Here is a 15,062-nt window from a genome sequence, read left to right as displayed (position 1 = left end):
ACATGCCCCAAGCGGCAAGGTAAGGAAAAGCCATGGTTTCTCGTGTCATACCTGTTGACCCATTTGATCTGGTCATATTCGGCGGAACCGGCGATCTGGCACAGCGCAAGATCGTTCCGGCCCTGTTTCGGCGTTACTGCGCCGGGCAGTGGCCCGAGGCCACCCGGATCATCGGCGCAGCGCGGGGCGCTCTGACCGTTGATGGCTTTCGCGAGATGGTGGCCGAATCGTTGCGCCAGCACGCACCGAAGCGGGCAAATGATCAGGAGGCTGTGAACGGTTTTCTGCAGCGCGTGGAGTATGTCCCGCTTGACGCATTGTCCGAAGATGGTTGGGCCCAGTTGGCCGAAATGCTGAATGCGGATCGTATCAGGGCCTTCTATTTCTCGGTAGGCCCCCGTTTGTTTGGCCCGCTGGCCGAACAGATCAGGGCGCACAATCTGGCCACCCCGCAAACCCGTATCGTCGTCGAAAAGCCTTTTGGGCACGATCTGGAAAGTGCACGCGCGTTGAATGCGACACTGGCGGCGCATTTTGACGAAGGGCAAATCTATCGGATCGATCATTATCTGGGTAAGGAAACCGTTCAGAATCTGATGGCCGTTCGGTTCGGCAACATGCTATTCGAACCGCTTTGGAACAGCCAGTATGTCGATCACATTCAGATCACTGTGGCCGAGACCGTCGGCATTGACGGTCGTGAAGAATATTACGAGCGCGCCGGCGCCATGCGCGACATGATGCAGAACCATCTGATGCAGCTTTTGTGTCTGATCGCGATGGAACCACCCGCGAAATTTGATCCGGACGCGGTGCGCGATGAGAAACTCAAGGTCATACGCGCGTTGGATTCGGTTGAGCCGCACCATATCGTACGAGGTCAGTTTGCAGGCGGTGCCGATGGCCGGGGGTATCGTGAAGTTGTCGGCAATCAAAGGTCAACGACGGAAAGCTACATCGCATTGCGCGCGCATATCAGCAATTGGCGTTGGGCGGGCACACCGTTCTATCTGCGCACGGGCAAAGAGCTGGTGGCGCGGTCCTCGGTCATCAATGTGATGTTCAAGGATGCTCCGCATTCGATTTTTGGCGAAGAGGCCGGGCGTCATGCGAATGCTCTGTCGATCCGGTTGCAGCCCAATGAAGGCATCACTTTGAAAGTGACAATCAAAGAGCCGGGGCAGGGAGGCATGCGTCTGGTTGACGTTCCGCTGGACATGAGCTTTGCCGAAGCGCTAGGGCCTGAAAACCAGGACCCACCCGACGCTTATGAGCGGCTGGTGATGGATGTCATTCGCGGCAACCAAACCCTGTTCATGCGCGGCGATGAAGTAGAAGCCGCATGGGCCTGGACCGATCCGATTATCGCGGGCTGGGAGGCGCGCGGTGATGTTCCCAAACCCTATGAAAACGGCAGCACCGGCCCGGGCGACGCCGAGTTGCTGATGAAACGAGACCACCGCCGCTGGCAAGGAATAAATCCATGAATATCAAAGAATACGCCGATCGCGACATGCTGGCGATTGATGTCGCGAATGCATTGGCCGGAGATCTTGAGGCCGCATTGCTACATCATGATACTGTCTCGTTGGCCGTTCCGGGCGGAACCACACCGGGGCCGATCTTTGATGGATTGTGCGCTGCTGATCTGGAATGGGATCGTGTGCACATACTGCCGACCGATGAAAGATGCGTGCCGGGTGATCACGAGCGTTCGAACGAGAGGTTGATCCGGGAACGGTTGCTGACCAGTCGCGCATCCATTGCACAATACATGCCGCTCTATGTTGCGGAACATGAGCCTGAGGCGGTTTTGCCCGAGATCGAAAGCCTGATTAACCCGCATCTGCCGCTATCGGTTCTGGTGCTAGGTATGGGTGAGGACATGCACACCGCCTCGCTCTTTCCGGGGATGCAGGGCTTGTCTGCTGCTCTGAACAACAACGCCCCGACACTGGCGGTAGCGCGGACCGATGTGCAGCCCGAAGCGCGTATCACGCTGACGGGTCCGGTTCTGGACGGCGCTTTGTCCAAGCATCTCGTCATATTCGGAGAAACTAAACGGAATGCCCTGGATCGTGCCATGTCACTGCCACCCGAGGAAGCTCCGATCGCGGCCGTGCTCAGCGGCATGACCGTACATTGGGCGGAGTAATCACGATGCAGCTGGATCAATTGAACTCACTCGCAGCCACACAGACGGGCCGTCGGATACTCGATCTGTTTGACGCCGATCCAAACCGGGCGCAGGGTTTCTCTGCTTCGACCGGAGATCTGCTGTTTGACTATTCGAAGACACAAATCGACGAAGATATCCGCGCGGCACTGATCCAGCTTTGCGATCAAGTCGAATTGGCAGAGCGTCGGGCCGCGATGTTCTCCGGTGAAAAGATCAACGAAACCGAAGGCCGGGCTGTATTGCATACCGCGCTACGCAATCTCGACGGAGGCCCGGTCGAGGTCGATGGTCAGGATGTAATGCCGGACGTACTGGGCACTTTGCAGCGAATGCGCGTCTTTGCCGAAGAAGTGCGTGGCGGGGCGATCAAAGGGGCAGGGGGCAGCTTTACGGATGTGGTCAACATTGGCATCGGCGGCTCGGACCTTGGGCCGGTGATGGCGACGCATGCCTTGGCACCTTATCACGACGGGCCAAGGCTGCATTATGTCTCAAACGTGGATGGTGCGCATATTGCGGATACGCTGCGCCCGCTTGATCCGACACGGACTCTGGTGATTGTCGCTTCGAAGACCTTTACGACCATCGAGACGATGACCAATGCACGCACGGCGCGGGCTTGGATGGTCGATGGTGGTGGTGATCCGGCGCGGCAATTCGCAGCGGTCTCCAGCGCTGTTGACAAGACTCAGGCCTTCGGGATTCCCGAGTCGCGGGTGTTTGGCTTCGCGGATTGGGTCGGCGGGCGGTACTCGGTCTGGGGGCCGGTCGGACTGCCGGTAATGATCGCCGTTGGCTCGAACGCGTTTGACGCGTTTCTACGGGGTGGTCAGGCGATGGATCTGCACTTTCAATCCGCCGAATGGGCAGAAAATCTGCCAGTTATGCTGGCGCTTGTGGGGGTCTGGCATCGTCAGGTGCTTGGGCATGCCAGCCGCGCAGTTCTGCCATATGATCAGCGTCTGCTGCGCCTGCCTGCCTATTTCCAACAGCTTGAGATGGAATCGAACGGTAAATCTGTCGCGATGGATGGCAGCGCGCTGACCATGCCTTCAGGTCCGGTTGTCTGGGGCGAACCCGGCACAAATGGGCAGCATGCATTTTATCAGTTGATCCATCAGGGCACCGATGTGATCCCCTGCGAATTCATGGTGGCGGCAAACGGGCATGAGCCGGAACTGGCCCATCATCATCGCCTTCTATTGGCCAATTGCTTGGCCCAGTCCGAAGCACTAATGCGGGGTCGGTCGCTGGATGTTGCACGCGCACGCATGGCCGAAAAGGGCCTTACAGGCGACGAGTTGGAGCGTCAGGCACGCCATCGTGTGTTTTCGGGCGACCGCCCGTCAACCACGCTGATCTATCCGCAGCTTACTCCGTTTGTGCTGGGTCAAATCATTGCGCTTTATGAACACCGTGTGTTTGTCGAAGGCGTGCTGCTTGGAATCAACTCGTTCGATCAGTGGGGTGTTGAGCTGGGCAAGGAACTGGCAACGTCTCTGGGACCGATCGTGGACGGTGAGGTCAGCGCCGATGGCAAAGATGGCTCGACCTCGGCGCTGGTTGGATACGCATTGCGACATCGCGGTTGACGCGGCACCCTGCCGCACTCTCTTATTGTCAGACAATTGAATTCTTGGCAGGGTTGTTGCCAAGACATAACGGCGCGGCCAAGCGCTGACGATGGGAGGAATGTCCATGCTGGGACAGATGATGACGCAGCCTTTGCTGATTTCGTCGCTGATTGAACATGCTGAACGTTATCACGGGCAGACCGAGATCATCTCGGTCGAAACCGACGGAACCGTGACCGAGACCAACTGGTCCGGGATCGCGCAGAACGCCCGACGGATGGCTTCGGCGTTAGAGAAACTGGGGCTGCAACCGCAGGATCGCGTGGGCACGCTGGCCTGGAATAACCGCCGCCACCTTGAGATCTACTATGCAGTGTCCGGCGCGGGCTTTGTCTGCCACACGATCAACCCGCGTCTGTTTCCCGAACAACTAACTTATATCATCAACCACGCGCAGGACCGGGTCCTGTTCTTCGATGCGACTTTCCTGCCATTAGTCGCCGCGCTGCAAGAGCATCTGACCGAGGTGCAGTACTATGTGCTGATGGGTGCGCGGGACGAGGATGCGCTGTCTCAGGTGCCGGGGTTGGTTTTTTATGACGAGCTCATTGAAACCGGTGATACAGACTATGCGTGGCCCAGCTTTGATGAAAACACTGCCTCCAGCCTCTGTTATACTTCGGGTACCACTGGGAACCCCAAAGGCGTTCTCTATTCCCACCGCTCTACAGTTCTGCACAGCTTCGCGTCGAACACGCGCGACGTAATCGGCTATTCCGCCATGGATGTGGTGATGCCGGTGGTGCCAATGTTCCACGTCAACGCTTGGGGCTCGCCCTATGCCAGCGCTATGTCTGGTTCGCGAATGGTGATGCCGGGGCCGGGATTGCATGGCGAGGCATTGGTCAATCTGATCGACACATATGGCGTCACGCTGGCGATGGGCGTACCGACCATTTGGCAAGGTCTGCTGGCCCATGCCGCGACATGCGGGACTAAGTTGAAAAGCCTCAATCGTACTGTAATCGGTGGTGCGGCATGCCCGCCCTCAATGATTGAAACGTTCCGCGAAACTTATGGCGTCGATACCGTCCACGCCTGGGGCATGAGCGAAATGAGCCCGCTGGGCACGACGAATTATCCGATGGCCAAACATCTGGACATGCCCATGGAAGCACAGCACAAGCTGCGCGAAAACCAAGGCCGCCCGCCCTTTGGGGTTGAACTAAAAATCGTCGATGATGATGGCAGAGATCTTCCCCATGACGGTGAAACGCAGGGCGATCTGATGGTGCGCGGCCATTGGGTGCTAGACAGCTACTTCCACATGCAGGATGAGGCCTTGTTGCAGGATGGCTGGTTCACGACTGGCGACGTTGCCACACTGGACCCGGATGGGTACATGACCATCCGCGACCGATCGAAGGACATCATCAAATCGGGGGGTGAATGGATCAGCTCTGTCGAGTTGGAGAATATCGCGGTCGCACACCCTCAACTAGCGACGGCTGCCGTTGTGGGCGTGCCGCATCCGAAATGGGACGAACGCCCGCTTTTAGTAGCAGTGAAGGCCGAGGGCGAAGAACCGACCGAGCAAGATTTGTTGGCATTCTTCGACGGCAAAATCGCCAAATGGCAGGTGCCCGACAAGGTCGTGTTCGTCGACGCCTTGCCCCTGAATGCGACTGGAAAGGTCCTGAAGCGCACGTTGCGCTCGGATTTCAGTGATGCGCTGATGGGATAAGTGCCAGTCTGGGAAGAATGGCTCCGGCGGTAGGGATCGAACCTACGACCAATTGATTAACAGTCAACTGCTCTACCGCTGAGCTACGCCGGAACTGAGGGGCGTGTATCAACAGGTAAAGTGGAGGTCCAGATGCAAAAACGTTTTTTTGTGGGTGAAGTGCACGGCCTCTCATCTAATTCGGAGGCGACTCAGTGTGGACCTTCCCTAATAGCGTAGCCAACGGCCTATTTGAGCCCGCTTCGACCAATGCTGCGCGATGCTCCAATGACATCAATGCGCAGAAAGCCGACGTCGGCCGCTTTCGAGGCGGCCTAAAGCAGTGCACTGTTACCCAATTGGATGGCTACCTGCAGTTGAGTCAGAGCGGCCGTTCTAAGGCCCCCAAATTGAGTAGGAGCGGTTCTTACTTGATTAAGACTGCCCCCCTATGAATTTCGACTACATCCCAGAAAGCCCAGCATTAGTGTTCAATAGAAACTGGCGGAAAATCGGGCTGCTTGCCGCCCCAATCCCGCGTGCGTTTTCCCCAACAGCCGCAGCTTCTACAACCGGAGGAATCAAACCGCGTTTATCTTGGTTGACTAGGTAACGACGAACCCGTGAGACCAACTCCTCCCGTATTTCAGATGGGAATGCGCCGTCGATAAAAATTGCCTCAAAGTCGATGACCGCGCAAATAGACAGCGCAGCTTTGGCCAGTTCCTGCGCGGTGGTACCGATCCATGGTTCGACATAGCGCGAAATGCTGCTCCAGTCCTGCGGCTTTTTCCACAAAATTCCCGGATCAACACCCGCTTCTATCAACCTGTCCTCGAGCAGGAACAGCGATGCAGTGTCAATCAGTTGTTGGCTTTCACCCAAAGGACCCGTCGTTCGCATGGCACCCAAGGCACCGGCATTGCCTTGGTTGCCCTCAAATACGGTGCCATTCAATGCAACGCCTCCGCCAATCATTGAGCCTATGAAGAAATAAAAATAGTCTCGATACTCAGCCCCGCGGCCATAGAGGTGCTCCGCGTGACACGCGGCAGTAGCATCATTGACCACAAAGACCGGCAGTTCGCTGAACTTGGCCACCTCGGAAAAGAAGTTCACGTTTCTCCAGGACCTGAATCTCCGAGCCGCAAGCCCAGAAAGGTCGTGCCACTTCCACAGCTCGAACGGTGTTCCGATTCCAATCCCGCATACACGGTCCCGAAGTTTCTGGGGTTCATTGGCCAGAAGCTCTTCCAATCCTACCTCCAGAAACCCGAACACTGCTTCGGGTAGCGGGTAGTCATAAGTCGTCGAGAGCTGTTGGCGTGGCTTACCGGTGAAGTCGATCAAAAGAAGATCGGCGCTGCGGCGACCGATCTTCATTCCCACCGACAGAATGCCTTCGGGATTGAGCTCCATGGGGATCGAAGGTTTCCCAACTTTGCCCTTCAACGGCGTCCCACGTTTGAGAATCTCGTCCTTTTCGAGCTTACGCAGAATGATCGACACGGTCTGGGGTGACAGGCCCGTCAGCCGCGCGACGTCCGCCCCGGCAGCAGGTCCATGCCGTTGTAAAACCGTCAGAATGAGGCGTTCGTTATGATCACGAACACCGCTTTGGCTTACCCCGCCGGTTAGTATTTTCAACGCCTCTCTTTCCATAACCTTAAACATAAACACCTTGTTTTCTTATGAAAAGATATGTGGGCAAATTAATAAATAAACTTTATTTATTTATTGACACAGAGGCTAGAATCACGGTTTCTTGAACGGGACCTTCATTGGAGGATGGAGGCCCGCCTTGTCGCTATTCCGCGCGGGGCCACAACAATTTTCTGGGAGGACAACATGAGAAATCTACTCAAGCTCGCCGCATCCGCGACTGCGCTGACTTTGGCCGCTGCATCCGCGCAAGCGGCTGGTGAAACCGTCTGCCTGATTACCAAGACCGACACCAACCCCTTTTTCGTTAAGATGAAGGAAGGTGCGACCGCCAAGGCAGAAGAGCTGGGCATGACGCTCAAGGCGTTTGCCGGCAAGGTCGATGGCGACCATGAAACTCAGGTTCAGGCTATCGAGACATGTATTCTCGATGGCGCAAAAGGCATTCTGCTGACGGCATCCGACACTAGCTCGATCGTTCCTGCGGTTAAACAGGCGCGAGATGCAGGCGTTCTGGTCATTGCGCTGGATACGCCGCTTAGCCCGATTGACTCGGCGGATGCGACATTCGCGACGGACAACTACAAGGCCGGTCTGCTGATCGGTCAATGGGCTAAGGCCAAAATGGGCGACGCCGCGGCCGATGCCAAGATCGCGACGCTGGATCTGAACGTCAGTCAGCCGACAGTGGACGTTCTGCGCAATCAGGGTTTCCTCGACGGGTTCGGCGTGGACTTGGCGGACCCAAATGTCATCGGAGACGAAACCGATGCGCGGCTGGTTGGCAGTGACGTGACCGACGGTAATGAAGAAGGCGGGCGCCGCGCGATGGAAAATCTTCTGGCTAAGGATTCATCCATCAACGTTGTTCACACGATCAACGAACCGGCTGCTGCGGGCGCATATGAGGCGCTGAAATCCATCGGGCGTGAAAACGACGTACTGATCGTTTCGGTTGACGGGGGGTGCCCCGGCGTTCAAAACGTCGAAGCCGGTGTGATCGGGGCGACAAGCCAACAATACCCGCTGTTGATGGCCTCGCTTGGGGTTGAGGCCGTGAAAAAATGGGCCGAAGAGGGCGTGAAGCCGGAAAACACACCCGGCAAAGACTTCTATGACACGGGCGTGGCGCTCATCACCGACCAGCCGGTTGATGGGGTCGAGTCGCTGTCTGTCGCAGAAGGCTTGGATCTCTGCTGGGGCTAAAGGCAGCCCTACAAGGTGAGGCGCGCCGCAGCGCCTCATCAATCCTTTCACCAGCAAACCTAAACTTCCTGTAAACTGATTTCGTGGACGCGATGCCAGCCACGAAAAGGGGGAGAGATGTCTGAAGCAAACCAAAACGCCCAGGAATTCGAAACCGCCGCCAACGCGTCAGAAACCGTAGCGGAATTTGAAGATCACCGGCGTGGTGTTCTGGGGAAGTTGCAGCATCTTCTCCATGTCAACCCTTCCTTTGTGCCGTTGATCGTTCTGGTCGGCGCCATCGTAATTTTCGGTCTGCTGCTGGGGTCCAAGTTCTTCTCCCCCTTTGCGATGACGCTGATCTTGCAGCAAGTTCAGATCGTGGGCATCGTGGCCGCAGCGCAAAGCCTTGTCATTCTGACCGCCGGCATCGACTTGAGCGTCGGTGCGATCATGGTGTTTTCATCCGTCATCATGGGTCAGTTCACCTTCCGCTACGGTATCCCCGTGCCCATTGCTGTGATGTGCGGGCTGGCAATGGGTACGCTGATCGGGGCTCTCAATGGCTGGCTGGTCAGTCGCGTAAAGCTGCCGCCCTTTATTGTCACGCTCGGCATGTGGCAGATCGTTTTGGCGACAAACTTCCTGTATTCCGCAAACGAAACAATTCGCAGTCAGGATATCGAGGCCAACGCCCCGTTCCTGCAATTTTTTGGTACCAAATTCAGCATCGGTGGCGCGACCTTTACGGTCGGCGTGATATTCATGCTCGTTCTGATTTTCGTGTTGGCTTACGCGCTCAAACACACGGCCTGGGGCCGGCATGTCTATGCAGTGGGGGATGACCCTGAGGCGGCTGAACTATCCGGTGTGAACGTGCACAGAACGCTGATGTCCGTTTATATGTTATCCGGTTTGATCTGTGCCTTTGCGGGCTGGGCTTTGATCGGACGCATCGGGTCGGTTTCACCTACATCCGGTCAATTGGCCAATATCGAAAGCATCACCGCGGTTGTGATCGGGGGCATCTCTTTGTTCGGCGGGCGGGGATCCATCCTGGGATCGCTGTTTGGTGCGCTGATTGTTGGCGTGTTCACTTTGGGGCTTAGGCTTCTGGGCGCAGACGCACAATGGACCTTCTTACTTATCGGACTTCTCATTATCGCTGCGGTTGCCGTCGACCAGTGGATTAGAAAGGTATCGGGCTAATGTCAGACTCAACTCCAGTCGTCCAAGGCCGCGGGATCGTAAAGCGTTATGGCCACGTTACCGCCATCGACCATTCCGACTTTGAACTGCGCCAGGGGGAAATCCTGGCAGTGATCGGAGATAACGGCGCGGGCAAATCATCCATCGTGAAGGCGATCTGCGGCGCCACAATCCCGGATGAAGGCGAGATTCTGATCGAGGGCAAAAAGGTTAACTTCACCTCTCCGATCGATGCGCGGAATATGGGGATTGAGATTGTCTATCAGCAGCTCGCCATGTCTCCTGCCCTTTCGATTGCGGACAACATGTTCATGGGGCGCGAAATCCGCAAGCAGGGGTTCATGGGCAAATACATGCGTAAGCTTGACCGTCCAGCGATGGAGAAGTTTGCCCGAGAAAAACTGACCGAGCTTGGGCTGATGACTGTACAGTCGATCAATCAGGCGGTTGAGACTCTTTCTGGTGGCCAACGCCAAGGTGTTGCCGTTGCTCGTGCCGCTGCCTTTGCAACCAAGTTTATCATCATGGATGAACCGACCGCTGCTTTGGGGGTTAAGGAAAGCCGCAAGGTGCTTGAGCTGATCCAGGACGTGCGGGCGCGTGGTATTCCGATCATCCTGATCAGCCACAACATGCCTCATGTTTTTGAGGTTGCCGACCGCATTCATGTGCATCGGTTGGGCAAAAGGCTCTGCACAATTGATCCCAAGGATTACACGATGTCCGATGCAGTCGCCTTCATGACCGGTGCCAAGGAACCCCCAAAAGAGGACGCAGCGTGATCGAGCAGGACGTAAAGCGCGTTTGCGACCTGATCTCCTCCCGGCGGCAAGTTGGAGTCCGGACGATTATCGCAATCGCCGGCCCCCCTGCATCCGGAAAGTCGACCTTAGCGGAAGGCGTTGTGCAATCGCTGAACACGCAACAGAGCTCGGCGGTTCCGTCAGCCACACTTGTACCAATGGATGGTTACCATTTGGACAACTGCGTGCTGGAAACGCGTGGATTGCTGGCGAGAAAAGGCGCGCCAGAGACTTTCGACGGGGTCGGGTTTTGCGCTGCAATCAGAGAGCTTCAATTTACGCGCCACGAGTCCTTTCATCCCAAATTCGACCGCACAATGGACCTCGCTATTGCCAACGCCATTGCGGTTCACCCGGCAACTCCGGTCGTCGTCGTTGAGGGTAACTATCTTCTGATGGACAGCGACCCGTGGAGAAACCTGACGGATGTCTATGCCGCAACGGTTTTTATCAGCCCAACTTTGGAAGAGCTTGAAAACAGGCTGCAAAACCGCTGGATCAGCCATGGCTTTGACCCGCAAACCGCGCTGCAACGCGCAATAGCGAACGATCTGCCAAACGCTGAACGTGTCATCCGTGATAGCCGGAAAGCCGATCTTATACTGAGCCAGAACTACACTGAATTCGGGATGCGCAACGCATTCTGAATCTGCGCACTGGCTTCAGCCAACCCTTGATGCAGTGCCTCTAGGCAGCCTCAGGTGCAACCCAAGTCACCCCTTACGCAATGAGGAAACCTCATGAAATTCTTCGTGGACACCGCAGAAGTAAACGACATCAAAGACCTGATGGGCTTCGGATTATTGGATGGCGTGACCACCAATCCAAGCTTGATCGCCAAGTCCGGTCGCGATTTCAAAGAGGTCATTGCAGAAATTTGCACTCTGACGGATACGCCAGTATCGGCAGAGGTTGCAGCGTTGGATGCTGCGGGAATGATCGCAGAGGGAGTGCACCTCGCGGCGATCGCAGACAACGTCGTTGTCAAACTGCCGCTGACATTGGATGGCCTCAGGGCCTGTGCTCATTTCAAAAGTGAAGGTATCAGAACAAACGTCACACTGTGCTTTTCACCCAATCAGGCTCTCTTGGCAGCAAAGGCTGGCGCTACCTATATATCTCCGTTCATTGGCAGATTGGATGACATCAATCTGGACGGAGTCAATCTGATCCGTGACATCCGTAGCATTTACGACAACTATAGTATTGAAACTGAAATCATTGCGGCATCCGTCAGAAGCCCCAATCATATTACAGAGGTGGCACTGGCCGGTTCCGACATCGCCACGATCCCGCCGTCCGTTATTCGCAAACTGATCATGCATCCATTGACCGATATCGGCATCGAGAAGTTTCTCAATGATTGGAATTCGACTGGGCAATCGATCCTTTGATGGATTGCCAACTCGATTGGGGAAGAGCGACCTGTCCCAAATGATTTACCTCTAAGCGGCACTGCTGCATTTTAAGAAATAAGGTCTCAAGGAGAGTCTTTCTGCTTTGTCAAGTACGTCGAGCTTTGTGGAAAACCGTCGTCACTCCTCACTATTGGCGGGATGAACACTAAGGCAACGGCAGACCAATATAAGGTCAACGGTAGGAAAATGGCTAGAGCAATCGGCGAGGTCGCGGCGAAATTCCGGTTTGACCTTGGCAGCCAGGCGCCTTCATTTCATAGTGTCATCTTCCCGTAAACGTCCGCTTTCACTCCCGTGCCAATTACCTTTGGCGTCTCCAGGGAATAACAGCTTTCCGTCCGCCGTATTTGTTGCCTCGGTCGCAAAGTGCACAAAGCGGACGTTCCGCCGGAAAACTTTGACAGCAGCTTTGTCGGCAAAGTAGCCCTCCGCTCGGGCGAAAGTAAACGACCGGCTTCCTCGTTTCCAGATGTTCGCGAAAGGTGCCGCAAACATCAGCTTTGAGGTATCCTATGATCGATTGATCTCGAATCAATTGACCTACCGATTTGCTCTGCCTGAAAATCAAGCAATAACAGGTGGTTGCTGGCTGAATGGTGGTTTTGCTGGGAGCTGTTGTCACTTCATTGCCACCTGATTCTTGGCAACAAACTGGCAACACGGCCCTACATTCCTTCCCCTAAATGCGAGGCTTTCCATTAAGTCTATGATCTAAATGGGGAAAATTGGCTCCGGCGGTAGGGATCGAACCTACGACCAATTGATTAACAGTCAACTGCTCTACCGCTGAGCTACGCCGGAACTGAGGGGCGTATAACAACCCGTATTTTCGGCGTCCAGAGGGGAAGCGCACGGGCCGTCAATTTTTTCCGATTCACGCGATGCGCTTGAAACGAGACGCAACTGACAGATCCCCCAAGGGCGCTACACGGGATCTGCCGGTCAGATCAACCAGATGGGCGAAGACATTACGCTCGGCCGCGGGAAGCAGCGCGGCGGGGGTTTCGATATAGATTCGCTGGGCAAGCTGTTGGGCCGTTTCTGGGCCATTTTCCAGGGCGTCGAGTATCTGTGATTCCCGCTGCAATCGGTGGTCTATCAGCCAATCCAGGCGCTTGGCAGGATTCGTGATAGGGGCACCATGGCCCGGATGAAAAACCGACCACTCGCGCGCACGCAGGCGGCGACAGGCTGCCATGAAATCCGTCAGGTCTCCGTCCGGGGGCGAGACCAGAGAACTGGCCCAACCCATGACGTGATCAGCCGTAAAGCAGACATCCCCCCAGGCCAGCGCGATATGGTTACCCAGATGGCCGGGTGTGTGGATCACTTCGAGTCGCCAGCTTTCCGCCGCGACGCGTTCACCGTTTTCAAGCTCGATATCAGGGCGGAAATCGGCATCGATTCCCTCACCACCTCCGGCAAGCCCGTTCTGGGCCAGTTCGGTCATGATTTCGCTGCGTCCAGCTTGCGGACCACCAAAAGCCAGAATCGGAGCGCCGGTGCGGGATGCGAGCGGGGCGGCCAAAGGCGAGTGATCCAGATGGGTGTGCGTAACAAATATGTGGCTGATCCGCTGCCCGGGTTCCAGCGCATCAACGATGGCTTGCAAATGCGCATCACTCAATGGCCCAGGGTCGATGACAGCAATGTCCTTATCGCCCAGAAGGTAGGTATTCGTACCACGATAAGTCATTGGCGAGGGATTGGGCGCAAGAATGCGCCTAAGTACCGGGGTGAGCTCAACAACCTGTCCTGGGGGAGGGTTGAAATCGTCGGGGGCTTGCATTCTGACCTCTTCCTCTTGCCCGGGCAGCCCGCTAGGTTTAGCGCATGTCGACCCAATGGCTCAAACCCTATATGCCGCGCAGCCTATATGCGCGTGCCGCACTCATTCTGGTACTGCCGGTCATTGTCGTGCTTTTGGTGGTGGCGATTGCCTTTTTGCAAAAACATCTTGAAGAAGTGACCGCCCAGATGACCCGCACGGCGGCGCGCGAGGTGACACTGGTGCTGGACGTGATGGAGGGTGCGGAAACCCAGCAGCAGGCATTGGCAGCTGCGCGGCAGGACTTGTCGGTCTTGAACATGACCGCCCGTTTTCTGCCGCCGAATGAAGAGCCGAAAAACAGTCCGCGTCGATGGTACGATTTCATTGCCCCGCAGGTGGATGCGGAAATGCGCAGCTTGTTGCCTGAAACCCAGTATGTGGCTCTGCCAAATGGACAGGAAGTGAGTCTTTTTCTGGCAACCAATCTGGGCATGCTTGAGCTAGAGTTTGATCGCCGACGCCTGTCGCCGACTGCACCGCATCAGCTGATTGTGACGATGGTGTTCTTTGCGGCTCTGATGACAACGATCTCGTTTCTCTACATGCGCAATCAGTTGCGCCCGATCACGCGCCTTGCGGACGCGGCGCAGGCCTTTGGTCGCGGGCGGGTCGTGCCTTATTCACCCGGTGGCGCAATCGAGGTACGCGCTGCGGGCAATGCCTTCGTTGACATGCGCGCCCGAATCGAGCGGCAGATTGAGCAGCGCACGCTCATGTTGTCGGGGGTCAGCCACGATCTGCGCACACCTCTGACGCGTCTGAAACTTGGATTAGCTATGTTGCCCGAGGACGAGGCCGCACCGTTGTTGCAAGACGTGGACGAGATGCAATCGCTGCTGGATGCATTCTTGGACTTCTCGCGTGGCGCTGCAGAGAGCGCACCCGAAGAGATTGAACCCGAAAACTGGCTGAGCCAAATCGTTGACGATGCACAGCGCGCGGGCCAGCACGTTGAACTAATCTCGGTCGAGGGGCGTGGAACGGCAATGCTGCGCCCATCGGCCATGCGCAGGGCAGTAGAGAATCTGATTGGAAACGCGAATCGCTATGGTTCACGCGCCGAGGTCAGCCTTTCGATGACGCCAAAGTCACTACGCATTCGGGTTGAAGATGACGGCCCCGGTATCCCGATCGAACAACGCACCGAGGCCGTCAAACCCTTCACGCGACTTGATCCGGCGCGAAACCAGAATCAGGGCACCGGCGTGGGTTTGGGCCTTGCGATTGTTGCCGATATCGCCCGCGTACATGGTGGTATTCTGCGACTGGGCAGCAGCGAAAGGCTGGGCGGATTAAGCGCGGATATCGTGATTGGACGGTGATTTGGTAGGCCCGGAGGGACTCGAACCCCCAACCAAAGCGTTATGAGCGCTCTGCTCTAACCAATTGAGCTACAGGCCCGCCTGAGGGCTTTGCCTATCACGATGGCAGCCCGCGTCAAGCCTGACCGTTGCAACATGGCCCACAATCGAATAACC

General features: G+C 56.3%; 12 protein-coding genes, 3 tRNA genes and 1 pseudogene. 10 read left to right on the top strand and 6 right to left on the bottom strand.

The window, feature by feature from the left end:
• Window positions 1-32: 32 nt before the first annotated feature.
• The 4 genes from zwf (at window position 33) to ACR0BT_RS03135 (ending at window position 5,497) form a co-directional block, all read left to right on the top strand.
• Window positions 33-1,487, top strand: a complete 1,455-nt coding sequence (zwf, locus tag ACR0BT_RS03150) for a glucose-6-phosphate dehydrogenase (protein ID WP_170732317.1) — start codon at window positions 33-35, stop codon at window positions 1,485-1,487.
• Complete coding sequence (gene pgl, locus ACR0BT_RS03145) at window positions 1,484-2,155, top strand: 6-phosphogluconolactonase (protein WP_170396937.1); 672 nt, start codon at window positions 1,484-1,486, stop codon at window positions 2,153-2,155. Before zwf ends, pgl begins: the two co-directional genes overlap by 4 nt.
• Window positions 2,156-2,160: 5 nt before the next feature.
• Window positions 2,161-3,771, top strand: coding sequence for a glucose-6-phosphate isomerase (gene pgi / locus ACR0BT_RS03140; RefSeq protein WP_170406019.1), 1,611 nt, complete (start codon window positions 2,161-2,163; stop codon window positions 3,769-3,771).
• 106 nt (window positions 3,772-3,877) lie between these two features.
• On the top strand, window positions 3,878-5,497 hold the full coding sequence (locus ACR0BT_RS03135) for a long-chain-fatty-acid--CoA ligase (protein WP_480762511.1): 1,620 nt from the start codon (window positions 3,878-3,880) through the stop codon (window positions 5,495-5,497).
• An 18-nt stretch (window positions 5,498-5,515) separates the two neighbouring features.
• On the opposite strand, the gene ACR0BT_RS03130 is transcribed toward ACR0BT_RS03135, so the two are convergent.
• The 3 genes and pseudogenes from ACR0BT_RS03130 to ACR0BT_RS03120 all read right to left on the bottom strand — a co-directional run.
• Window positions 5,516-5,590: transfer RNA gene (locus ACR0BT_RS03130), tRNA-Asn, on the bottom strand.
• A gap of 348 nt (window positions 5,591-5,938) precedes the next feature.
• Window positions 5,939-6,895, bottom strand: coding sequence for an ROK family protein (locus ACR0BT_RS03125; RefSeq protein ID WP_480762684.1), 957 nt, complete (start codon window positions 6,893-6,895; stop codon window positions 5,939-5,941).
• Window positions 6,896-6,952: 57 nt separating this feature from the next.
• Window positions 6,953-7,138, bottom strand: a pseudogene (locus ACR0BT_RS03120) (winged helix-turn-helix domain-containing protein); the annotation flags it as partial.
• A gap of 186 nt (window positions 7,139-7,324) precedes the next feature.
• On the opposite strand from ACR0BT_RS03120, the gene ACR0BT_RS03115 reads away from it, so the two are divergent.
• The 5 genes from ACR0BT_RS03115 to fsa all read left to right on the top strand — a co-directional run bounded on the left by ACR0BT_RS03115 (window position 7,325) and on the right by fsa (window position 11,729).
• Window positions 7,325-8,344: a sugar ABC transporter substrate-binding protein gene (locus tag ACR0BT_RS03115; protein ID WP_170392952.1), complete on the top strand. Its 1,020-nt coding sequence runs from the start codon at window positions 7,325-7,327 to the stop codon at window positions 8,342-8,344.
• A gap of 117 nt (window positions 8,345-8,461) precedes the next feature.
• Window positions 8,462-9,532, top strand: coding sequence for an ABC transporter permease (locus tag ACR0BT_RS03110; protein WP_170392953.1), 1,071 nt, complete (start codon window positions 8,462-8,464; stop codon window positions 9,530-9,532).
• Window positions 9,532-10,314: an ATP-binding cassette domain-containing protein gene (locus ACR0BT_RS03105; protein ID WP_170402609.1), complete on the top strand. Its 783-nt coding sequence runs from the start codon at window positions 9,532-9,534 to the stop codon at window positions 10,312-10,314. Before ACR0BT_RS03110 ends, ACR0BT_RS03105 begins: the two co-directional genes overlap by 1 nt.
• A complete protein-coding gene (locus tag ACR0BT_RS03100; RefSeq protein ID WP_480762510.1) occupies window positions 10,311-10,982 on the top strand; it encodes a nucleoside/nucleotide kinase family protein in 672 nt (223 codons plus the stop codon). Before ACR0BT_RS03105 ends, ACR0BT_RS03100 begins: the two co-directional genes overlap by 4 nt.
• Window positions 10,983-11,075: 93 nt before the next feature.
• A complete protein-coding gene (fsa, locus tag ACR0BT_RS03095; RefSeq protein WP_480762509.1) occupies window positions 11,076-11,729 on the top strand; it encodes a fructose-6-phosphate aldolase in 654 nt (217 codons plus the stop codon).
• 750 nt (window positions 11,730-12,479) lie between these two features.
• On the opposite strand, the gene ACR0BT_RS03090 is transcribed toward fsa, so the two are convergent.
• Both ACR0BT_RS03090 and ACR0BT_RS03085 read right to left on the bottom strand, forming a co-directional pair.
• Window positions 12,480-12,554, bottom strand: a tRNA-Asn gene (locus ACR0BT_RS03090).
• A gap of 73 nt (window positions 12,555-12,627) precedes the next feature.
• Window positions 12,628-13,542, bottom strand: coding sequence for an MBL fold metallo-hydrolase (locus ACR0BT_RS03085; RefSeq protein ID WP_480762508.1), 915 nt, complete (start codon window positions 13,540-13,542; stop codon window positions 12,628-12,630).
• A 44-nt stretch (window positions 13,543-13,586) separates the two neighbouring features.
• Between ACR0BT_RS03085 and ACR0BT_RS03080 the strand changes: the two genes are divergently transcribed.
• Window positions 13,587-14,906: an ATP-binding protein gene (locus tag ACR0BT_RS03080; RefSeq protein ID WP_170636160.1), complete on the top strand. Its 1,320-nt coding sequence runs from the start codon at window positions 13,587-13,589 to the stop codon at window positions 14,904-14,906.
• A gap of 2 nt (window positions 14,907-14,908) precedes the next feature.
• Here the strand turns inward: ACR0BT_RS03080 and ACR0BT_RS03075 are convergent.
• Window positions 14,909-14,985 (bottom strand) — tRNA-Ile (locus tag ACR0BT_RS03075).
• Between the last annotated feature and the right edge of the window lie 77 nt (window positions 14,986-15,062).

This window comes from Ruegeria sp. CJ6 (genome assembly GCF_056536665.1).
The sequence above is the reverse complement of the archived record's forward strand: the minus strand, read 5'-3'. Positions and strand labels throughout refer to the sequence as shown.

Bases quoted from the DNA above. Each gene is read 5' to 3' on its own strand.
- zwf (WP_170732317.1), top strand. From the start codon at position 33: ATGGTTTCTCGTGTCATACCTGTTGACCCATTTGATCTGGTCATATTC.
- pgl (WP_170396937.1), top strand. From the start codon at position 1,484: ATGAATATCAAAGAATACGCCGATCGCGACATGCTGGCGATTGATGTC.
- pgi (WP_170406019.1), top strand. From the start codon at position 2,161: ATGCAGCTGGATCAATTGAACTCACTCGCAGCCACACAGACGGGCCGT.
- ACR0BT_RS03135 (WP_480762511.1), top strand. From the start codon at position 3,878: ATGCTGGGACAGATGATGACGCAGCCTTTGCTGATTTCGTCGCTGATT.
- ACR0BT_RS03125 (WP_480762684.1), bottom strand. From the start codon at position 6,895: ATGGAGCTCAATCCCGAAGGCATTCTGTCGGTGGGAATGAAGATCGGT.
- ACR0BT_RS03115 (WP_170392952.1), top strand. From the start codon at position 7,325: ATGAGAAATCTACTCAAGCTCGCCGCATCCGCGACTGCGCTGACTTTG.
- ACR0BT_RS03110 (WP_170392953.1), top strand. From the start codon at position 8,462: ATGTCTGAAGCAAACCAAAACGCCCAGGAATTCGAAACCGCCGCCAAC.
- ACR0BT_RS03105 (WP_170402609.1), top strand. From the start codon at position 9,532: ATGTCAGACTCAACTCCAGTCGTCCAAGGCCGCGGGATCGTAAAGCGT.
- fsa (WP_480762509.1), top strand. From the start codon at position 11,076: ATGAAATTCTTCGTGGACACCGCAGAAGTAAACGACATCAAAGACCTG.
- ACR0BT_RS03085 (WP_480762508.1), bottom strand. From the start codon at position 13,542: ATGCAAGCCCCCGACGATTTCAACCCTCCCCCAGGACAGGTTGTTGAG.
- ACR0BT_RS03080 (WP_170636160.1), top strand. From the start codon at position 13,587: ATGTCGACCCAATGGCTCAAACCCTATATGCCGCGCAGCCTATATGCG.